Raw genomic sequence first — 22,209 nt, 5'->3', positions numbered from 1 at the left:
GTTTATGTCAATTCGGTGTTGCTGACGTTTCAATTTCTTGAACGTTGAGCGACCCCTGTCGTGAACCCCGAAGAGTTCAGTGGTAAGGAACACCATTGACCGTCATATTTGTCAGGCTCCCATCCAAGGTTCTTTTCAACCTGACAACACAACATGTGACAAGGAATAAATATGCAAGGAATGAAAATGAAAGCACTGGCAGCAGGCATCGCATTGATGTTTTCTGGTGCCACTTTTGCAGCTGATGTTCCGGCTGGCGTAGCTTTAGCGAAGAAACAGGAAATTATCTGGGGCGTTGGGACTGAGGTTCCGACACTGGATCCGACGATGACCACAGATGATTCCAGCAGCAAAATTATCAGTGATCTGTTTGATGGCTTAGTTTCAGAAGATACTCAAGGTAATTTAATTCCTGCACTGGCAACCCATTGGGAAACTTCGGCAGACGGGAAAACCGTGACCTTCCATTTGCGTGACGGGGTTCAATGGTCGAATGGTGAACCACTCACGGCTTATGATGTGGAATACAGTTTCAAACGTAATGCCGATCCAGCTTCAGCTGCGCCTTATTCATGGTATCTGGCCACAGCGAATATTCTGAATGCTGCTGAAGTTACCGACGGTAAAAAAGACAAAGATACTTTAGGTGTAAAAGCACTGGATGCAAAAACGGTTCAGTTTACGCTGACTCAGCCAACGCCATACTTTGTGATTATGCTGTCTCATCCATCGACTTTCCCTGTGTATCGTAAAGCGATTGAGAAGTATGGTGACAGCTGGACACGTCCGGAACATATGGTGAGCTCGGGCGCTTATACACTGACGAACTGGGTTGTGAATGAGCGGATTGATCTGGTCCGTAACCCGAAATACTGGAATGATGCAAAGACCGTCATCAATAAAGCATCATATCTGGCGATTGAAAATGATACTGCTGAGTACAACCGTTATCGTACTGGCGAAATTGATATTACTTCGACTTTCCCGCTGGAACAGTATAAGCAAATCAAGAAAGATCGTCCGGATGAATTAGTGACAATGCCGTCTCTGGCAACTTATTACTATCTGTTCAATCTGGATCAAAAACCATTTGATGATGTCCGTGTTCGTAAGGCGCTGGCTTATGCGATCGATCGTGATGTCGTCACGAAGATTATTCTGGGTCAGGGCCAGATTCCGGCCTTTGGTGTGACTCCGCCAGCCGTCGCCGGTTTTGATGCGCCAAATCTGCCTTGGGCGAATTTGACGCAAAAAGAACGGAACCAAAAAGCTCGTGAACTGTTGAAAGAGGCGGGTTATACCAAAGACAATCCGCTGAAGTTTGAGCTGGTGTACAACACCAACGAAGCGCATAAGAAACTGGCATTGGCGATGATGTCAATGTGGAAGCAAAGCCTGCCTGTAGAAGTGGATCTGGCGAATCAGGAATGGAAAACTTTCCTGCAGAAGCTCTCTCAGAAAGACTTCAGTCTGGCTCGTTATGCGTGGGTTGGCGATTACAATGAAGCCTCAACCTTCCTGTCTTACTTTGAAAGTAAGGGGATGAACTATTCAGACTGGGCGAATAAGGCTTATGATAAGGCGATGTCGAATGCCTTAGCTGCGAAGACTGATGCAGAACGTAAAAAGTACTACCAGGAAGCTGAGCGGATTTTTTCAGAGGATATGCCTGCGATTCCCGTGTACTTCTATACGAAAACTGTCATTAAGTCGCCGAAAGTGGGCGGATATTCAACCACGAACGCTTCTGCATACCGCTATACTCGCGATCTTTATATGATGAAGTAATCATGTAAGGAGAGACATATAAAAAGAGCCTGGCATGCCAGGCTCTTTGTGTTTCATTTTCAGCATCACTCAGGAATTAAGCTGATGCACTGCATACGGGACAGGAGGGCTGCTTCATGAGCTTCATTTCCTGCCAGTGCATGGTCATGGCATCCAGCAACAGAATTTTTCCTGTTAACGGCGTTCCCATGGCTGCGATCACTTTAATGGCTTCCATGGCCTGGACCGCCCCGATGATCCCCACCAGCGGTGAAATCACACCCGCTTCAACACAAGTCAGGTTTTGTTCGCCAAATAAACTGCTCAGGCAGGCGTAGCAGGGCTGATCGTCCTGATACGTAAAAACGCTGACCTGACCTTCCATGCGAATTGCGGCCCCGGACACTAAAGGGGTTTTGGTCTGATGACATAAACGGTTCAGTTGATTGCGGGTCGGCAGGTTGTCGCTGCAGTCCAGCACCAGCGTGTGTGCTTCGATCAGAGACAGCAGAGATGCATCATCCAGGCGTTCGGCAATGGTGTGAATCTGGCTGTGCGGGTTAAGCTGTTCAAGTGCCAGTTTCGCCGATTCAACTTTGAGCATGCCGACAGTTGCATCATGATGCAGTACCTGACGCTGCAGGTTAGACAGTTCGACTCTGTCATCATCAATCAGCGTGACTTGTCCGGCACCGGCCGCGACCAGATACTGGCTGGATGCACATCCGAGGCCACCAGCACCCAAAATCAGAATTTTTGCCGCTTTCAGTGCTTCCTGACCCTCAAAATCAAACTGGCGCAGTATGATCTGGCGGTTATAGCGAAGCATTTCCTGATCAGATAATTCTTCCATTCCGGACTCCTGCTCGTCGTTTACTTAATACAGCGTGGCGTTAAATGGCTCGATCGTCACGATCTCACCCGGCTGCACTTTGCCGCGTTCCTGTTCAAGAATCACGAGGCAGTTGGCCTGATGCATTGAGCTGAATGCACCGGAGCCCTGATTCCCTGTCGTGGCGACCTCAATCTGGCCTTGCTCATTCACATGATAGATGCCGCGCTGGAAGTCGGTCCGTCCCGGGCGTTTCTTAAATACTGTGCCGGCAATAGCTGGCAGTCGCTGAGGCGGCTGATACTGGCTGTGACCAGACAGTTGAGCCAGCATCGGCTGAACGATCTGATAAAACGTCAGCATCGCTGACACTGGATTTCCCGGAAGCCCGCAGAACCAGGTGCTTTTGATTTTTCCGAACGCAAAAGGTTTGCCCGGTTTCATGGCGATCTTCCAGAAACCGATTTCGCCCTGTTGGGTCAGGATGTCTTTGGTATAGTCAGCTTCTCCGACACTGACGCCCCCGGAAGTGATCAGGACATCCGTATCGCTGGTGGCTTTTGTAAACGCGGCATTTAACTGAGCCGGATCATCCGGAATAATACCTAAATCCAAGACATCGCAACCCAGTTTTTCCAGCAGGGCACGGATACCGTAACGGTTGCTGTCATAGATCTGACCGGCAGCCAGGGGCTCACCCAACGGGCGCAGTTCATCACCGGTCGAAAAGAAAGCGACTTTCGGGCGTTCGAAAACAGGAATGTTTGCAACGCCGAGCGAGGCGATTAACGGCAGCTCGCGTGCTGTGATGCGGGTGCCTTGCGCTACCACGACCTCACCGAGTTTGATGTCATCACCAACCGGGCGAACATTGTCACCAGCTTTCGGTTGAATCAGGAAGCGGATTTGATCGCCGTTGGCTTCTGTTTCTTCCTGCATGATGACAGTATCCGTTCCTGCCGGGAGCTCTGCGCCCGTCATGATACGAATGCATTGTCCGGGCTGACAGGTGCCATCGAACGGTGTACCTGCAAAAGACTGACCACTCAGAGTGAGGGTATCTGTACTGTCTAAATCAGCACGTTTCAGGGCATATCCGTCCATTGCAGAGTTTGCAAACGGCGGCACGTTCACTGGCGATTTAAGATCGGTTGCCAATACACATCCGAGTGTTTCTGACAGTGGCAATGTATTGGTTTTGCTGATTGGTTTCACGACAGCCAGCATTTTTTCAATTGCAGTTTCTACTGGCATCAGACCAGGTGCGTCACAAGAACCCATTTGCTAATCCTTCAAGCGTTATTCTTAATTGCTGACTATTATGACAAAAAATTCTCGGTTGAACGAATTACCTCAGCAAATACGAGGTGTAATTGTTAGCAAATACAGGTATCCTTCGGGCTCAGTGTTTACTGGCAAGGCAGAACAGGCTTGAACATCAGCCTGAGCCAGTTGGAGGAGAGAATGACAGCATTAAGCGAATCAGCATTGAAAGTCCGTCAGGCGCTTGAGTCTCGTGGACTGGAAACCCCGATGACAAACAAAGTTGTCGACAGTGCCGAGAAAAAAGAGCGCATCGAATATCATGTCCGCGAAATTCTTGAGTTGATGTCTCTGGATTTAACCGATGACAGCCTCATGGATACGCCAAAGCGTATTGCCAAGATGTATGTGGACGAAATCTTCTCTGGGCTGGATTATGCCAATTTCCCGAAAATCACAGTTATCGATAACAAAATGAACTGTGATGAGCTGGTTCGGGTGAAAGATATTACGATGACCAGTACCTGCGAACACCACCTTGTCACGATCGACGGCAAGGCGACCGTTGCTTATATTCCGCGCGGAAAGATCATCGGTTTATCCAAGATCAACCGAATCGTTCGGTTCTTTGCGCAGCGCCCGCAAGTTCAGGAGCGCCTGACGCAACAAATTCTTGTGGCTCTGCAAACGCTGCTGGAAAGTGATGATGTTGCGGTCAGAATTGATGCCACACACTACTGTGTGAAGGCGCGTGGTGTGATGGATCAGACCAGTGAAACCACGACAACTGCTCTGGGTGGTATTTTTAAACGCAACCCGGCAACCCGAGCTGAATTCCTGCACGGATTGCGTTAATCATTCTCAAAATTTTTCAAGATGATACATAGGGAAGCCAATGTAAGCGATGCTTATGTTGGCTTTTTTTATGGTACCCACTTCCACATCTGCAATACAAAATTACTAAATTCACACCAAAAACAACGTGAAAATCGTCAATGATTGTTTGAGCGGGTTCATGATGATGCCTGCTGCGTGAACTTCAGTGATTATCAAAATTTGAACACTTCCCGATTGTGCATTTGCATAAACTTTAACTAAGCAAAGACAAAAAAATTTGGTCTCCAGTGGAAATTTTATCGCGTTGTCATGGATGAAATACACAGCGTAGAGCAGATGTTGAGGTTGTCTGATTATGGGTGGATTAAAAAGTTACAGGGTGACACATAAGCCGGTTTTTCAGGGCGAATGGTTGACTGAAGTGCTGAAGCTTGGTTCAGCCGGAGTCTTGACGGCCAGTCTGATGATCTCGCCAATGGTGGTTGCGGAAGAGGGGGGAAGCCAGTTGCTTCCGGCCTCCGGAGCGATGGTGTCTGCGACTCTGACGGTGCCAAAGTTAGGACGACAGGGTCTGGATTCAGTGCCGCTGACCAGTACCCGGGTGATTTGTCCTTCACAATCCGATCAGCTTTGCTTTCCCGAACAGCTGCAAAAGTTCTATGCCAGCCAGGATTTTATGCCAGCCTGGCAGGATACAGCCGTTGCGGATGAATTTATGCAGCAACTGATGGTGCTGGCAGAAACGCAGCGAGTGCCGGGGTTACCCTTACGCATCAATGAGTTGAATCAACTCCGTGATAAGCGCGATCAGCGTGGTTTTGATTTGCTGGCGACTGACACTCTGTTTGTGTATCAGGCGATGATTCATCAAATACAACGTGACCCCAGTACTCTGTACCGGCCTGCGGACTTTACGCTGTCGATGAAAGAGATCCAGGCTGCTTCAGGCGTGAGTGCACCTGTAACACTCAGTTCAATTAAACGATTACGTCCGGTTGACTCAAACTTTTCAAGTCTGGTTTCTCAGATCAATCAGCTGGAACAGTTAGCACCTCATGGCGTTTATCTGACCGGTCGGCCAGCGGTTCAATATGGTGCACCCATCCCGCGTGGAGAAAAGCTGATCAAAATGCTGAATATTTTCGGGGATCTGTCTGATCAGGATTATTCAATTCTGATCTCCGCTGAAGCCGGCAGTGTAGCAACCCGGGAGGCTGCAGTCGTGAACACTGGCGTGGTGCATGCAGCCATTCGTCACTTTCAGCAGCGCCATGGTTTAAACGATGATGGGGTTATCGGGCCGGAAACAGCCCGGAATATGGCGCGGTCATATCAGCAGGTTGCTCAGCTGCTGGCGCTGAATATGCAGAGAAACCGGGTTATTCGCCGCGATAATCACGGGGAGATCCTGCAGGTGAATATTCCGGAATTTATGTTGAGAATTCTGGGTGACAATGACGTTTTGTTTGAATCGAAAGTCATCGTCGGGCGCAGTGAACGACCGACTTACCTGTTTTCTTCAGCCATTAACCATATGGTTGTGAATCCAACCTGGAATGTCCCTGAAACCATAAAAGAAGAGGATGTCATTCCGAAATTGAAACAGTCGCTGAATTACCTTGCGAACCATAACATGCGGATCGTTTCGCGCAGAAATGCCAGTGAATCGATTGATCCCAGCCAGATTGACTGGAGTACAGTGTCAGCCAAGAGCTTTCCATACGAGTTTCAGCAAGGCGCCGGGCCCAACAATGCTTTAGGGCAGGTGAAGTTTATGATGCCGAACAGTTACTCGATCTACTTGCATGACACACCTTCCAAGCGATTGTTTAATAAAAGCAAACGTAATTTCAGCTCCGGATGTGTGCGGGTTGAGCGGGCGCACGATCTGGCACATTTTCTGCTGGAGCGGCAACATGCGGGTCAGAGTGCCAGCTATGAAAAACTGCTGAAAAAGCGTACGACAGCAACCATTAACCTGAGAAAAACGCTGGCTGTTGACTTTATTTACCGCACGGCATGGCTGGATGAAAAAGGCCAATTGCAAATCCGGGATGATATTTACGGCTATGATGACGATACATCAGTACCCGCTGAGCATGATTACATTGCGATGAGCCGTTTCCGCTGAGCCGGAGATACTGATTTCTTCATGTGCCCTGTCTCATACAGGGCACATGTCGTTTCAATGAATTTTCTGTGTCAGGGCGGCAGATACACTTGAGCCATACATGTCAGGTTGCGTAGAGTATAGATTGTTTTGGTCTATACCAGTTGGTGATGTGATGCAATCGAATCAGCACAGTTCGTTTTGGTTTCAGGAAGCTATAGCGCGTGAATCAAACGCGACCGTTCAGGCATTGGAACAGGATATCCATGCAGACGTATGTATTGTCGGTGGCGGGTTTACCGGATTGTGGACAGCAATCCAACTCAAACAGAAACAACCATCCCTCAATATTGCTGTGATAGAGAAAGATCTGTGCGGCAGCGGTGCTTCGGGAAGAAATGGCGGCTGTATGCTGACCTGGTCGACAAAATTTCTGAGCCTGAAAAAGTTGTATGGTGAAGCAGAGGCGAAGCGTCTGGTGAAAGCATCGGAGCAGGCCATTGATGAGATTGAGGCATTCTGTCAAGAATTTCAGATTGACGCTCAGCTGAGACGGCATGGCACATTATACACCGCCTCAAACGCTGCACAGCTGGGTGGACTGGACTCTGTACTGAATGAGCTGAAACGACACAGTATCAGTTCATGGCAACCCTGGACAAAGGCAAAAGTACAGGCTGAATCCGGCTCAGCGCTGCATCAGGAAGGGCATTTTTCTGAGGCTGCTGCCAGTGTTCAGCCCGGGCTTTTGGTCAGGGGACTCAAGCGTGTCGCTGAAGAGACCGGGGTTGCCATATATGAAAGGACGCCGATGACCGGCATAGAAAAAAAACAGCAGCCTGTCTGTATCACGACGCCCAAGGGAAGGATCCGAGCCGGAAAAGTGGTGTTAGCACTGAATGCCTGGATGCCGTCGTTATTTCCGGAATTTAAAAATAGTGTCGTTCTGGTTTCGTCGGACATGATGATCACCAAGCCGATCCCTGAAGAGCTGGCGAAAACAGGACTCAAAGACGGAAAAACCGTGATCGATGGACGGACATTTGTTCACTACTATCGCACGACACCGGAAGGCAGACTGATGCTGGGCAAAGGCGGCAATTACTTTTCGTTCGCAAACCGGATGTCAAAGGTGTTTGACGAACCCAGCCGTTATCAACAGATATTAAATGCTGCTTTTCATCGTTTTTTTCCTTCGTTCCCGCTTGAGCTGATTGATTCAACCTGGACTGGGGCGTCAGATCGTTCGGCAACTGGGATGCCATTCTTTGGCCGCTTAAAAGAGAATCCGGACATTGTTTATGGCTTGGGATATTCCGGAAATGGTGTCGCGCAAAGCTGGATGGGAGGGCAGATTCTTGCTTCACTTGTTCTTGGCGAAAACAACACCTGGACACGCTCAGGTCTTGTCTCGGGTCCGTTAGCAAGCTTCCCGCCCGAACCCCTGCGCTGGTTTGGCGCTTTGATCATCAGAAATGCGATTCGCAGAAAAGAAAAGGCGGAAGATCATCATCGCCGGCCACGCTGGCTGGACTGTCAGCTGGCTAAGCTCGCAAGTTCAGCAGGAAAAGCTGATAAAGGATAATGGTGTCATCTTTTTCAAAAGCAGGTATATCAACCTGCTTTTTTTATTCGTCACCTTGCAACTTGATGCTCAATCCGGTTGCTATTGAGTTGATTGTTTTCCATTCACCCGGCCCGTTCAAAGTGTAACAATCATTAATAATCAAAAAAATAAGCATTAAAACCCAAAAATAGTTAATAGTGCGGGTTTTAATTCTGTTATATTGATTATTTTGTGGAATTAAACACCAATTCATTAGTTAAAAGTAAAATTTCAAATTTGGGTGTAAAAAACACTTCCTTATAAATCAATAACTTATGTTGTTCGTATTTTGTTCTGTTTCTGTTAAAGTTTGCAGTGATTTAGTTTGTAATTTATAAAATGGGCCGGATATATGGATACATAACTACCTCAACGAAGAGAATAATTATGAGCAACAAAGGAAATGGGACGCTGATGGGGCACCCTAAAGGTTTGTTCCTGCTGTTTGGTACTGAGCTTTGGGAGCGTTTTTCGTATTACGCGATGCGCGCCATTCTTGTACTTTATCTGACAGATAAAACAGTCAGTGGTGGCCTGGGATGGTCTACTGAGGATGCCCTCAGTCTCTATGGTATTTACACCGGTCTGGTGTATATCGCACCGTTGATCGGTGGTTGGGTAGCGGATAATTTCTTAGGTCAGCGCCGATCGATCATTATTGGTGGTGTGTTGATGGCGTTAGGCCAGTTTACGCTAGCTCTCCCGCATTCTATGGTTGGCCAAAGTGCCACAATGGCTTTTTATCTGGGGCTGGCGCTGCTGATCGTTGGTAATGGTTTTTTCAAACCAAACATCTCAACTATGGTTGGCGATCTGTATCAAGAGGGCGATCATCGCCGCGACGGTGCTTTTACGATCTTCTATATGGGGATTAACCTGGGTGCACTACTGGCTGGTATCATCGCCGGAGCGGCGACATCAGCTTACGGCTGGAAAGCCGGCTTTGTCGCTGCTGGTATCGGTATGGTCCTCAGCCTGATCATTCAGATGGTATTTGCAGAAAAACTGCTGGGCGATATTGGTAAGGTTCCTGCAGCAAAACGTGCTGCTGCGATGTCTTCATCAGGTAAAAAACAACCTCTGACGCGTAAAGAAATTGACCGTCTCAAAGTCATTATGATCATGGGTCTGTTCGTTGTCGTCTTCTGGGCCGGCTTTGAGCAAGCGGGTGGTCTGATGAACATTTACACGCAGGAATATGCAGACCGTATGATTGGCAGTTTTGAAGTGCCAACAGCCTGGTTCCAGTCTCTGAACCCATTCTTTATCATTACCATGGCGCCGCTTCTGGCTTCCCTGTGGGTGAAAATGGGTCCTAAAGAGCCGAGTTCGCCGATTAAATTTGCGATTGCTCTTTTCCTGCTGGCCATTGGTTTTGTATGTATGGTTGGTGCTGTATTGCAGCAGGGCGGTGACTTGTCTGCGAAGACGTCCATGCTGTGGATTGTTGCAGCCTACTTCTTCCACACGATGGGTGAGCTGTGCCTTTCTCCGATTGGCCTGTCAATGATTACAAAGCTGGCTCCGCTGCGTCTGGCCTCTCTGATGATGGGCGTCTGGTTTGGCTTTAACGCTGTGGCCAACTATGTTGCCGGTATGATTGGTGCGCATGTTGGTGAGTCCGGCCCTCTGGCAATCTTCGGCGGTATCGCAGTGACTGCTGCAGCTTCTGGTCTGATTCTGGTGGTGTGCTCAAATCAGCTGATTCGCTGGATGCATGGCGCAGAAGGGAAAGCCGCGAAAACGGTTGACGTTTCTCCGAATGCGAAACCTGCAGAAGCTTAATCATTCTTCATGATGTATTTGAAACGGGAGCCTGTTGCTCCCGTTTTTTTATGGTTTGAATCTTCTGAAATACTCTCTGATTTGCGACTTACTTCTCATTTGTATTCGATTTCATTCACGTTGGTGATATGCGCAGATGGACATAGAATCGAATCGTCTGAAAAATAACCTTTATTCATCAATGTTCGCTCATTTTGGCGAAGTTCAGCGTTTGGGGAAAGGTCTATGAAGAAGTCGTTTTTATCGTTACTGGTATCGGCTGTCATATTGTCGGGATGTGGCGGTTCAGGTGGTTCCGATTCAGATGAAACGATAACCGTGAAAGTGGTTGACGGATACTTGTCGAATGCGGAAGTCTGCGTCGACAGAAACATGAACTTTATCTGCGATGCAGGTGAGGTTTTATCGAAAAGAACGGACGCGAATGGTGAAGTCAAAATTCAGACAAGTGATCAGAAATATCCACTGATTGCCCGGATTATCGCGGGAGAAACTTCAGACAGCGATCATTCCGGTTATGTCTGGCAGAATGCTGAATTACTGGCTGGCGCCGGCGAAGTTTTGCTGACACCGTTTTCGACGCTGGCCCAGATGAATCAGCAGACTCTTGACGAATTCGCCGCCAGCCTGAATCTGGATCCGGCGCTGTTGAAAAATGACTATGTTGCGTTAAAAGCCTCGAACCCTGAAGCTAAAAAAATTCATTTGTACGCCCGGGCGATGACCAAAATACTGGGTGAAACGCTGGTATGGAATCAGCCGGAAACTCAGAAAATACAAATTCAGGCCTTAAAATCTCATATCCAGACGCTGGAAAATAATAATGTGGATTTTGATACGGTCACTCTGGTCGTCAATAAAAAAGGAGAGGTGACGCAAACGGAGCGGGTAAAAGGTTTGAAACCTTTTCTTGAAAGGGGTGAGCCAGTTTTCCTTGAGTTTCCAAATATAGGTGTCAGGATTCCTCATCAATTAATGTTTGAAGCGGGAAAAATCACGAGCAGCAGCATTGGCTTTATCGCAGATGATACTTCTTATCGTGTGTCAGGCATGACGATGACTGTGGATTCAAAACCGGCAGTGACCGCAAAGTTCCTTTATCTTTCCAACGACTTTGCTGTGGGGAATTTGTTCTACGATGCTTCAAAAAAACTCCTGGCGGTTTGGCAAACAAAGGCAACTTTCCAGGAAGCCGGCACGCAATTGACAGCAGATGATTTCATTGGCAAGCGGTGGTATCACTTAAGAGATCTTGCTGAGTTTCAAAATGATGTTCCGCCGATACCAGCGCTGACCCAACTGACCTTCATCACAGACACGACGGTCATGGTGAAACCATTTGGCGAAGCAGAATTTCAGGCGAGCTGGAGTTTTGAATCAAAGATGACGACGCCTGCGCCTGATAAGCCGGCACTGCCGTACCAGACTATTAATATTCAGTTTGGCGATGCGCCGCAAAATCCGAAACTGGGGAATGAAACTCAGATGGTGATGTCGAGCTATTTGGCGAGAGATGAAGTCATTTTGCTCGATCAGGAGCATGAGAAAGCCCCTTTGACCGTTATCCTGACCTCAAATGAAGCCCTGGCGGAAGCCATGTATAAAAACTGGAAGTAATCATTTCATTGAATTGACTATGACGAACGGGTGAGAACTGCGGTAGGGTATTGGAGATTTGATACTTTACCTACCGGGTTCTCACTTTTTTCAGACAGGACAGCATGATGATTGAACCTCAGCTTAATATTCGCCCGGCACAACCTTCTGATGGACAAGGATTGAGCCGGCTCTTGGTGCAGCTTGGCTACGCGGTTGAGCCGAAGCGGATTGAACGGATGATTTATGTTGCCGATTCAGATCTTGAAACGATTGTGATAGCAGAAATTGAAGGTCAGCCGGTGGGGCTGATTTCAGTGATTTATTTTGATTATTTTCCCACAGCAGAGCGCTATGCGCGTGTGACTGCACTGGTTGTGGATGATGATTCCAGAAATCAGGGTATTGGCTCAGAATTATTGGCATACGCCAGGCAGAGTGCCGCAGAGCAGGGATGTGCTTGCCTGGAAGTGACCAGTGCTGAATCTCGTGAAGTCGCTTGTCAGTTTTATGAAGATGCCGGTTTCCAGCGTACCGGCTTTAAATTTATCATGCCTGTCATGAAAACAGACGGATGGTGCTGCTTCTGTAATCGCCATCATTAATATTGTTGAGACGCTCTATTTTCAGCTACCTTTGAATGACACCTGTGAATTGACTTTGTTTCATTGCACAGGCTGCTTCGAAATCACGACCTTTCATTTATCTTTTCCTCAGAGCGGCCGCTTCATATTTATGTCGGTGTGCTTCCTCGTTTAGCCAGTAAAGGCAGCCGGATAATGACGAATAATATGGTTTCATTTGCGCAGAGCGGTATTTTTTGTGAATTAACCATGAAATAATTATGGTAATTCATGTGCTTCTCTTATTCTGAACCATCATTTTATTCTCTATTGATAGTCGAGTTAATTATTTTTATTGGGTGTTTCACGAATATTCATCTGTTTCAGCTTCATAAATACTGATAGAAGCATTTTTTCGACTCACTTCAAAAAAATCCTCAAAAATAAATAAACACAATCTCAGAATTTTTATTCACTCTTGTGTAGCTATGTTTGGCTTTTCCGCTTATATCAATATAAAGATGAGACAGAAGTGAACCTTATCAAAAGGCAGAGTGCGCTGTTTTGGTCTTTAATCAAAAGAGGTAGGGCTGAGTATTTATTCTTATTTTCTGATTAAATAGCTGATAAAGATATGATTTCTGTTTTATAGATAGTTAACTTTTTATGTTGAAAGTGTGATTTTCAGCCCTTCATGCTGTTTTGACAGCTTGCTGAACAAAATCGTTGCATATATTTTGTTACACATTGTTTACAAAGAGGAGGGTGAGTAGTGAAACGTGCATGTCTATTCATCGCTTTGTGGTTATTTCCTGGTGTGGCTATGGCTCAGGTTCAGGCTGATGACGAAAGGTTAATCCGTTCACTGGAAGAACAAGGGATCATTTGTGAAGGTCTGACTTATGCCGAAAAGCAAGAGGCACTCAGGATTTATCTGAATAGAAAAGCCATTTTGAAAGATAAAAAACAGAAAGATAAAAAGCAGACAGAAAAAGACACAACAAATTCTTCAGATTCATCAGATATGGCACAAAGGAAATGTATTTCTCCTGAGTAATCTCTGATTTAACTGCGTTGTTAACAGCCGGGTACTTTTTGCTCGGCTGGGGTTTTGACAACTTCACGATGGAAAATATAAATAAGGACAGTAAATGAAACACATGAAGAAAACATTGTTGGCTTCAGCAATGTTCACTTTGTTCAGTGGCAGTGGATATGCGCAAACACCTGTGGACATGGGTGTTGTGAACGAAGATAAATTAATTGAAATGCTGGTCAGAAATGGGGTTGTTGATGCTGGGGCATCTGAAGAACAAAAACGCCATGCTCTGGATCAGTACCTTGAAAATAAGATTCGCTCAGGATTTAAAGGCGACGCTCAGTTTGGCAAACAGGCACTGGAAAAACGTGCAAAAGTACTGAAAACGATCCAGAAAAATAAAGGCATGCAACGTGCAAATATTTTTGCATTGGATGTCAGCCAAAAACGTACGGATAAAGTACTTGCGCTGTTGATCGACTTCCCGGATCTGCCGTGGAATGACAATAAGCTCACGAAAGAACATACAGAAATGCTGTATGACAGCTATGAAGCTGCTCACTATCAGGATCTGCTGTTCTCGGGCACAGGTTATACCGGTCCGAACGGTGAGAACTTCATCTCAATGCGTCAGTACTATGAGCAGGAATCTGGCGATACCTACTCTGTGATGGGTCAGGCTGCCGGTTGGTATCATGCATCGAAAAATGCTGCATTTTACGGTGGTAACTCACCGACGACCGACAATGATATGAACGCTCAGGAGCTGGTCCGTGAAGCACTGAACCAGCTGGCACAGGATCCAAATATCAATCTGGCGGATTACGACGTCGAAGACCGCTATGACTATGATGGTGATGGTAACTATCGCGAGCCTGATGGCGTGATCGATCACCTGATGGTCTTCCATTCATCTGTCGGTGAAGAAGCCGGTGGTGGTGTCCTGGGTAAAGATGCAATCTGGTCTCACCGTTTTAACCTGGGTCAGCCTCATATTCTGGCAGGAACGAAGAGTAATGTCCCTGAGCGTTTTAACGGTCAGTACGCAGCTTTCGATTACACCATTCAGCCAATCGATGCAGCCGCGGGTGTGTGTGCGCACGAGTATGGTCACGATCTTGGCCTGCCTGATGAGTACGACACGCAATATACCGGTAAAGGTGAGCCTGTTTCATACTGGTCAATCATGTCTTCGGGCAGCTGGGCCGGTAAAATTGGCGGCACGCAGCCAACAGCATTCAGTTCTTGGTCGAAGCAGTTCCTGCAACAGTCGATCGGTGGTCACTGGGTAAATGATCAGCAGGTTTCTCTGAGCGATCTGGAGAATTCACCACGTGAATTCACACTGTTCCAGACAACAGATACCAAACTGCCGAACATGGTGAAGGTGACACTGCCGAACAAACGCATTGAAACCCTGAAACCATTTGAAGGCCAGTACTCTTTCCATTCCGGCAAAGGTGATGATCTGAAGAACAGCATGAGTCGTAAACTGGTTATTCCTGCGGGTACCAAAGTTACGCTGAAGTTCAAAACCTGGTATCAGATTGAGAAAGACTATGACTTCGCGCGCGTGTTGATCAATGGTCAACAAATCAGCGGTAACATTACCTCAATGGACGACCCGTATAAGACTGGTTTAGTGCCTGCGATTGGTGGTGATTCCAATGGCTGGATTGACGCTGAGTTTGACCTGAGCCAGTGGGCTGGTCAGGAAGTTACCCTGGGCTTCGACTATGTCACTGACGGTGGTCTGGCCATGGAAGGTATGTACCTGGACAACCTGGTTCTGGATGTTGATGGTGCAGTGACAGCCATTGATGATGGTGAGTCGGGTTCTACCTTTGCCTTCAACGGTTACAAACTGTCTGATGGTTACCACGATGCTGCGCACTATTACCTGCTGCAATGGCGTAGCCACACTGGTGTCGACGAAGGTCTGGCAAACATCAAACGTATGGGTCAGATCATGACATTCGAACCAGGTCTGGTCGTTTGGTATGTGGATGAGTCTCTGACTGATAACTGGGTTGGTAAACACCCGGGTGAAGGTTGGTTGGGTGTTGTCGATGCAGACCAGAATGCACTGGTTTGGGCGAACTCTGGCCAGGCTGCACAAACCCGGTTCCAGGTTCGTGACGCGGCATTCTCGCTGAATGATCAAACACCGCTGCGTCTGGTCGACAGCACAGGCGATGTACTGGAAGATACCAGCCTGATTGGTAATGCAAACTTCTCTGATGCAGAAGATTACACTTCACCAACAGTACCGGATGCAGGTCGTAAGCTGACTGAGTTTGGTCTGATGATCGATGTGGTACAGCAAGGTCAGAACAATGAGTTTGGTGTTGTGCGTCTGTCTAAAGTCGGTTCTCAGAACGAAGCGCCAACAGCGAGTTTTGAGCTGAAAGTAGATGGTCTGTCTGTTTCTGCGAAGAACCTGAGTGTTGATACAGACGGTGAAATCATCAGCCACCAGTGGGATTTCGGTAACGGTAAATACAGCAACGAAGCTGCGCCAAGCTGGCAGTATCAGCAGGCGGGAACTTATACCGTAAGCCTGACCGTGACTGACGATAAAGGTGCGACCGATACTTACAGCTATTCTGTCACTGTTGAAGTGCCCAATGCACTGCCGGAAGCCAACGCAAGTTTCTTCCATGTTGGTCGCTGGGTAACTATGTGGTCAACCAGTACTGACAGCGATGGCCGTATTGTTGATACAGAGTGGACGCTGCCAAACGGTAAGATCAAACGTGGTCGCTTCTTCACTACTATCTTCCCAAGCTACGGCGATCATGAAGTGACGCTGAAAGTGATGGATAACGATGGCGGTGTAACGAAGAAAGTGATTCAGGTTCACCTGTAATTCATGATTCACTGAATTCCTGTAATGTTGAGCGCAGCCGAAAGGTTGCGCTCTTTTTTTTATGTCAGTGCTGTGTACTTGTTTCTTTCTCAATCGGTTGCTGACGCAGAGAAAAAGCAAAGGTGTACCAGGTTGTTGCGGCAGCCAGACTCATCGCCAGGCACGTTGCGATTGCCGCACCCTGCATCCCCATTGCCGGAATCAGCCAAAAGTTCGCAGAAATATCCGCAATCAGGGTCAGGATCCCAATGATAACAATGTTGCGGCCATAGTGACTGTACTGTAACCAGGTTGATGCAAATCCGCTGAATCCCCAGATCGCGTAGGCTGCAATCAGCCAGTACAGTGTCTGCTCCGCTTGCTGAAAATCATTCCCGAAGAAAGATAATAACCAGCCTCCGAAATAAAGCTCACCGGCCGCCAGTACGAGAATCGACAGCGTAATGATTTTCTGTGCCCGCCAAAACAAGGCTTTTGCCTGTTCCGGGTCGTTATCCATTGTTCGTCCGATCAGCGGCAGAAAAATACCGGCAATGGTCACCTGAGCGACGGGTAACAAATGCGCTGTGGTGGCCGCAGCAGCAAAGTGGCCCACTGAATTTTCATCCGCAAGGATTTCCAGCATGAAAAGGTCTATCTGGTTTAAAGCCATGGTGATGAGCATGGTCAGCATCATCGGGACGGACCAGCTCAGCAGCTGCCGTTTTTCTGCAAGAGGTGGAATCGCCTGGGTTGAGTCGATCAATCCCAGCGTCTGTATTTTACGCCATTGCCAGAAGGTAATGCCGGCCACTGCAATCCCTCCGGATAAAATCACCTGCCATAATTCCACCTGGCTGATGGAGATCATCAGAAAGGCAACAGTACCTGCTTTGATCAGGGGTAAGCCGATCCGCCACGGGAGATTTGATAACGCCAGCATTTTGGCTGACTGCAATACCCGGCTGAATAATGCGCCGCATGCTATCAGCGGGATGACGAAAGAAATCAGCATCAGCGGATGATGCTCCGAGAGATCAGTTTTGCCCAAATGCAATACTCCACCCAGATAGGTTGCGGCAATGAGCAATACAGAGAGTAATAAAGCGATGCCTGTGTAAAAGCGAAGGAAAGACAGCACGTAGCCCCGGTTTTGATTCTCAATGGCTGCTGCGAGAATGCGGGGGGCAATTCTGTCCCCCCCCAGCAAAATGATGACACTCGATAACACCGCAAAAGCATAAGCCACTTTGTAGTCACCGTATTGGTGAGCCGGTAATGCATGGCTGAGTGTCAGATTAAACAGATAATCAGCGATAAAACCCAGGACCAGGCTCGACAGCATGATCACAAAACCTGATCGCAGATAGCCGGAGAGGGCACCCGTTTTTTCAGAAAGTGAGTCCATTCAAATGTTTCCGGAGAAGTGATTGAAAATTATAAAATGAAGTTTAAACCCAGATCGCCCGGAGATGCAGGAATCAAAGTGCTTTGATTGACGCCAGTTCAAGGAAAACTGTTTTGTGCTCTGCATTCTGTGGGCACGAGAGGCGTCCTCGGCTGGAGGAATCAAAAGAAACCGCGAAAGAGTTGCCGAGAACTGACAAAGGCTGACCCGGCTGACCAGACACCTGCCAGCGGATATGAATTCAGGCATTTAAAATGTCATCCAATACAAACTGTTAAGTCCGCCTGAATATGTCAATATAAGGCGAGTTTGCAGACAACCGGCAGGAGAAACGCGTGAGTAAAGTAACGATTGAGCAATGGAAGATGTTTGTGGCTGTCGTTGAGGAAGGTGGTTTTGCGCAAGCCGGTGAAAAGTTATTTAAAACACAGCCGACGGTCAGCCATGCCATCCGTAAGATGGAACAGAGCCTTGAAAAGTCGTTGTTTGAAGTCAAAGGCCGCAAGGCGATGCTCACGCCTTTTGGCAACAGTTTACTGCCACAGGCGAAACAGCTGGTTCAGCAGTCCCTGATGCTGGAAAGACTGGCGGGCAGTTATCAGGACAAAATTATTCGTGAAGTGTCCGTGGCGATAGATACGCTATATCCCAGTGAGGCCTGGCAGAAAGCTGTTCTGGCTTGTCACGCCCATTTTCCTGAGGTCAATCTCAGGCTGTACGAAACCTGTTTGTCCCGTGCATCAGAACTGCTGGAGGACGGGACGGTGCAGCTTGCCATGACGAGTAAACTGCCGTCGAATACGCTGTCGCAAAAGGTCATGGTCATCCGGAAAGCCGCCGTGGTCAGTTGCCATCATCCGTTAGCCCGTGCCAATGCCTTATCGGTGGATGATCTGATCGGTCATTGCCAGATCGTGGTGATGGACGGCGGGATACGAAACAATACCAGTACCGGCTGGTTGGGCAGTCAGCAACGCGTGACGGTTTCCCACTTCCATGCAGCAAAATCGGCAGTTGAAGCCGGGCTGGGTTATGCATGGTTGCCGGAATGGATGCTGGCCGGAACAGATGCAGAAGGTTGGGTCAGACTACCGCTGAGCAGCGGGGCGGAGCGTGAGATTCAGTTACAGCTGGGGTATTTCCCTCAGTTTGAAAATGATGCTGTGATTCAGTTTCTGTGCCAGCAACTGTGTCAAATCAGTTGATAACATCTATAGATAAACCAGAAATCATTCATTATTTTTTATCGCTGTCTTTGCGTACCTTTGTCATCACAAAGTCGATATCAATCACACGCAGAGGGAATGATGAATCTTATCCAAGACCTGAACTGGCGATATGCCGTCCGCCGTTTTTCTGATCAGAAAGTCCAGCCTGAGTTGATCTGGCAACTGTTAGAAGCTGCAAGACTGAGTGCATCTTCGTACGGACTGCAGCCTTATCGTCTGCTGGTCATAGAATCTGAAGCAATCAGAGAAGCTTTATTACCCCATTCCATGGGGCAGGATAAAGTGCTGCACAGCTCTCATCTGATTGTATTTGCTGCACAAACGGCTCCGGCGAATGAGCTGGTTGACCGTTATGCTCTGCGAGTATCGGATGCCCGACAGGTGCCGTTGTCCGATCTGGCTCCCATGGTGAATGCGTTTAAAGGTGCACTGGCTTCACAGACGGAACAAGAGCGCCTGGCGTGGGCGCACCAGCAGGCCAATATTGCCCTGGGCCAGTTTCTGGCTGCCGCCGCGGTACTGAAGGTTGATGCCTGCCCGATGGGGGGGTTTGACGGCAAAGGATACGATGAAGTCTTAGGGCTGACCGGAAAAGGGCTGACAACCTCTGTGATTTGCCCGATCGGCTACCGGCATCCGGATGACGCGACTGCCCATCAGCCCAAAGTCAGAGTTCCTGCTGAAATATTCGCGCATTGGGTGAGATAAATGTTCAGGTTACTGAGTATTGAGCCCGCGAAATGCGGGCTTTTTATTTTCCGTGAGGTTCTGAGATGAATCGCCGGAGGGCGAAGTTAAATGGTCGCCGTCGATTCAATTAAGATGGCATCATGGCGCCAGTATTCGAGATCGCAGTCAATCAGGTTGCCATGCTGGTCGTAGTTGATTCGCTCAACGAACATGGCCGGGGTCCCGGACGTTGCACGCAGATGATGGGCGGTATCTGCCATCAGAGATGTCGATCGGACCCTGAATCGGGTTTTCGAATAAAGCACCCCGTACTGCTCGCGATACGTTGTGGTGAGCGAGTCGGTAATATTGTGCTTAAACAGATCTGGAAAATGGGTCGGCGAAATAAAGTTTGTCACCACAACGACGGGCCGTTCATCCAGAAAGCGCAGCCGGTCGATCCGGTAGACTTCGGTTAATGGCTCGACATTTAATAATGAGGCCGCCCTTCGACTGGCCGGCACTCTTTTCGCCGATAACAGCTCAGAGCGTGGTTTCCGGCCTTGTGCTTTTGCCATCGCCGGGAAGTCGGTGGTGTAGGTTGGGTCGTAGCGTAAAGGGTCGGGTGAGACAAACCAGCCGCGGCGGTCTTCACGGTAAAGCTTGCCTTCGGCTTCCAGTAAAGCCAGTGATTCACGCAGCGTGACACGCGTGGTGCTGAAAGACTCCGCCAGCTTACGCTCAGCAGGCAGCTTGTGTCCGCTGCTGAGCAGTCCGGCATCAATCTGTTCGTTGATGGCTTCCATGATTTTTAAATATTGCACTGTTTCTGTCCTGTTACCGGCTGCAAAGAGGCTCAGCCGGTTCGCTATGATATAAGGCTAATCACGTGTCGTCATTAGCATAAAGAACGTTCAGCGTTTCCGCCATGCCTGGGTGTACTGATCACTGAGGCGATTTGCCGCGACATGAAGGAGTTTCACGCCCGCCGCGGTGATCAGAATCATGACAGCCATCGCTGCTGCGGGTCCGGTTTGTCCGGCATCATCCATATTCAGTACCGAGACGGATGCGGGCATCGTGTCGGTTGCATACAGAAACACAATGGCAGACGTTGTGGTCATGGCATTCATAAAGAGATAAGCGGCTATCTCCAGAATTGCGGGCATACAGACCGGCACCGTGACCTTCAGAAAGGTTTTGAACTGAGGGACATTCAACGAGGCTGAAATGGCTTCTATCTCAGCCGGCAATTGTTTCAGGGCCGTGATTGCTGTCATATGGCCCACGGTGTAGTAGTGAGTTACGGTATTCACGATCAAGATGGTGAGGGTACCGTATAGCCAGGAAAGCGGATTATCACTCTGATTAAAAAAGAAAATATAACCCAAGCCCAAGACCATGCCCGGTACGGCCATGGGCAGAATTGCCAGCATTTGCATCAGGTTCCGTAACGGAGCGAAGCTGCGGCCTTTTTCAATACAGTAAGCTGAAGTGAAAATCACCAGTGTCCCCGTTACCGCGACACCAGCTGCCAGTTTGAGTGAGTTGAAATATGGGGCCCACCCATAAGTACTGAACTCGGCAAAGTTGTAGTTGTTGAGACTCAGCGTGGTGTTCCAGGGCCAGAATGTGACCAGGGAGCCATAGACCGCCATGCCGATGACAGTCAGCACAGCAATGGCAATCAGGGAACAAAACAACAGGCAAAGGTTGTCGCGAATCGGGTTAGGTTCGGGCTGGTACGCCACTGAGCGGGCATCAAACAGGTTTTGCTGTTTTTTCTGTACCCAGCGATCACCTAGAAATGCCAGCAGTGCGGGCAAGAGCAAGACGACAGAAGTTACTGCACCCATGGCAAAGTTTTGCTGACCAACCACCTGTTTGAAGATGTCTGTTGCCAGCACGTTGTACTGCCCGCCGATCAGTTTTGGGACGCCAAAGTCACAGACCACCAGAGTAAACACAACGATCAGGGCACTGATCAGTCCGTATTTTGCGCCTGGCAGGGTGACCAGAAAGAACGTGCGAACCGGAGACGTGTTCAGTGCTTTGGCTGCTTCATAGAGTCTTGCATCTGATGTTTTTAGTGACGTTGTCACAATCATCAGTGCATGCGGAAAGGTCCAGAAAATCAGGCCGATGGCAATCCCAATCGGGCCGTAAATGCTGTGTCCCATCAGCAGTTCCTTGGCGATGCCCTGATTGCCAAAGAGATAAATCAGACTGATTGCAGGTAACAGAGACGGCGCCAGAATCGGTGCAGAACCAATCACAGTAAAGATGCCTTTGAATGGCATACAACTGCGGGTCAGGGCATAAGCGTAACCAAAGGCCAGCACACCGACAAATCCTGTCACGACCGCGCCAATCAGAATCGTGTTTTGCAAGGACAGCCATAAGGAAGGCGAAGCAAAATATGCTGCAAAGTTTGTCAGACCGACAAATTCACCATCGGTATTCTGGGCACTTTTTTGCAGCATGGCCAGTAAAGGGGCGACGATAAAAATGCCCATCAGGCCAGCAAAGAGCACCAGCAGGGCACCCAGCGTCAGATTATCGCGGCCGAGACTGTGCCGGAAACGAGAAACCGATTGCATCAGACCGGATGAATTCACATCATGCTGTCGGGTCAGTTGAGTCATGGGAATATCCTG

At 48.4% G+C, this 22,209-nt stretch carries 16 protein-coding genes; 11 read left to right on the top strand and 5 right to left on the bottom strand.

Going from position 1 to position 22,209, the window contains the following annotated elements; translation table 11 throughout:
* Positions 1–171: 171 nt before the first annotated feature.
* Complete coding sequence (locus ACYP03_RS13125; RefSeq protein WP_459780288.1) at positions 172–1,788, top strand: peptide ABC transporter substrate-binding protein; 1,617 nt, start codon at positions 172–174, stop codon at positions 1,786–1,788.
* 76 nt (positions 1,789–1,864) lie between these two features.
* On the opposite strand, the gene moeB is transcribed toward ACYP03_RS13125, so the two are convergent.
* The gene (moeB, locus tag ACYP03_RS13120; RefSeq protein ID WP_459780286.1) at positions 1,865–2,620 is read right to left on the bottom strand and encodes a molybdopterin-synthase adenylyltransferase MoeB; all 756 of its coding nucleotides are present in this window, start codon (positions 2,618–2,620) and stop codon (positions 1,865–1,867) included.
* 24 nt (positions 2,621–2,644) lie between these two features.
* On the bottom strand, positions 2,645–3,880 hold the full coding sequence (moeA, locus tag ACYP03_RS13115) for a molybdopterin molybdotransferase MoeA (RefSeq protein ID WP_459780284.1): 1,236 nt from the start codon (positions 3,878–3,880) through the stop codon (positions 2,645–2,647).
* 183 nt (positions 3,881–4,063) lie between these two features.
* Between moeA and folE the strand changes: the two genes are divergently transcribed.
* The 8 genes from folE (at position 4,064) to ACYP03_RS13075 (ending at position 16,267) form a co-directional block, all read left to right on the top strand.
* On the top strand, positions 4,064–4,717 hold the full coding sequence (gene folE, locus ACYP03_RS13110) for a GTP cyclohydrolase I FolE (protein ID WP_248140171.1): 654 nt from the start codon (positions 4,064–4,066) through the stop codon (positions 4,715–4,717).
* Positions 4,718–5,054: 337 nt separating this feature from the next.
* A complete protein-coding gene (locus ACYP03_RS13105) occupies positions 5,055–6,830 on the top strand; it encodes a L,D-transpeptidase family protein (protein ID WP_459780281.1) in 1,776 nt (591 codons plus the stop codon).
* 154 nt (positions 6,831–6,984) lie between these two features.
* Positions 6,985–8,394, top strand: coding sequence for an FAD-dependent oxidoreductase (locus tag ACYP03_RS13100; protein WP_459780279.1), 1,410 nt, complete (start codon positions 6,985–6,987; stop codon positions 8,392–8,394).
* Between the two features lie 408 nt (positions 8,395–8,802).
* Entirely contained in the window at positions 8,803–10,200 is a 1,398-nt protein-coding gene (locus ACYP03_RS13095) for a peptide MFS transporter (RefSeq protein WP_248140180.1), read from the top strand.
* A 591-nt stretch (positions 10,201–10,791) separates the two neighbouring features.
* Positions 10,792–11,817, top strand: a complete 1,026-nt coding sequence (locus ACYP03_RS13090) for a hypothetical protein (protein ID WP_459780276.1) — start codon at positions 10,792–10,794, stop codon at positions 11,815–11,817.
* Positions 11,818–11,924: 107 nt separating this feature from the next.
* The gene (locus ACYP03_RS13085) at positions 11,925–12,401 is read left to right on the top strand and encodes an N-acetyltransferase family protein (RefSeq protein ID WP_459780274.1); all 477 of its coding nucleotides are present in this window, start codon (positions 11,925–11,927) and stop codon (positions 12,399–12,401) included.
* Positions 12,402–13,131: 730 nt separating this feature from the next.
* Entirely contained in the window at positions 13,132–13,416 is a 285-nt protein-coding gene (locus tag ACYP03_RS13080) for a hypothetical protein (RefSeq protein WP_248140190.1), read from the top strand.
* Positions 13,417–13,510: 94 nt separating this feature from the next.
* Positions 13,511–16,267: an immune inhibitor A domain-containing protein gene (locus tag ACYP03_RS13075; RefSeq protein WP_459780272.1), complete on the top strand. Its 2,757-nt coding sequence runs from the start codon at positions 13,511–13,513 to the stop codon at positions 16,265–16,267.
* 64 nt (positions 16,268–16,331) lie between these two features.
* Here ACYP03_RS13075 and ACYP03_RS13070 read toward each other — a convergent pair whose 3' ends face one another.
* Positions 16,332–17,654: an oligosaccharide flippase family protein gene (locus ACYP03_RS13070; protein ID WP_330959473.1), complete on the bottom strand. Its 1,323-nt coding sequence runs from the start codon at positions 17,652–17,654 to the stop codon at positions 16,332–16,334.
* A gap of 335 nt (positions 17,655–17,989) precedes the next feature.
* On the opposite strand from ACYP03_RS13070, the gene ACYP03_RS13065 reads away from it, so the two are divergent.
* Positions 17,990–18,859 (top strand): LysR family transcriptional regulator, encoded by an 870-nt coding sequence (locus ACYP03_RS13065; RefSeq protein WP_459780269.1) that lies wholly within the window; start codon positions 17,990–17,992, stop codon positions 18,857–18,859.
* A gap of 102 nt (positions 18,860–18,961) precedes the next feature.
* Positions 18,962–19,591 carry an NAD(P)H-dependent oxidoreductase gene (locus ACYP03_RS13060; RefSeq protein ID WP_459780267.1) on the top strand — a complete coding sequence of 210 codons (630 nt, stop codon included), beginning with the start codon at positions 18,962–18,964 and terminating at the stop codon, positions 19,589–19,591.
* 86 nt (positions 19,592–19,677) lie between these two features.
* Here ACYP03_RS13060 and phnR read toward each other — a convergent pair whose 3' ends face one another.
* Positions 19,678–20,376, bottom strand: a complete 699-nt coding sequence (phnR, locus tag ACYP03_RS13055; protein ID WP_248140203.1) for a phosphonate utilization transcriptional regulator PhnR — start codon at positions 20,374–20,376, stop codon at positions 19,678–19,680.
* Between the two features lie 90 nt (positions 20,377–20,466).
* Entirely contained in the window at positions 20,467–22,152 is a 1,686-nt protein-coding gene (locus ACYP03_RS13050; protein WP_459780560.1) for a putative 2-aminoethylphosphonate ABC transporter permease subunit, read from the bottom strand.
* Positions 22,153–22,209: the final 57 nt, after the last annotated feature.

Source organism: Photobacterium sp. R1, assembly GCF_054600795.1.
This window is presented reverse-complemented; position numbering and strand designations above follow the sequence as displayed.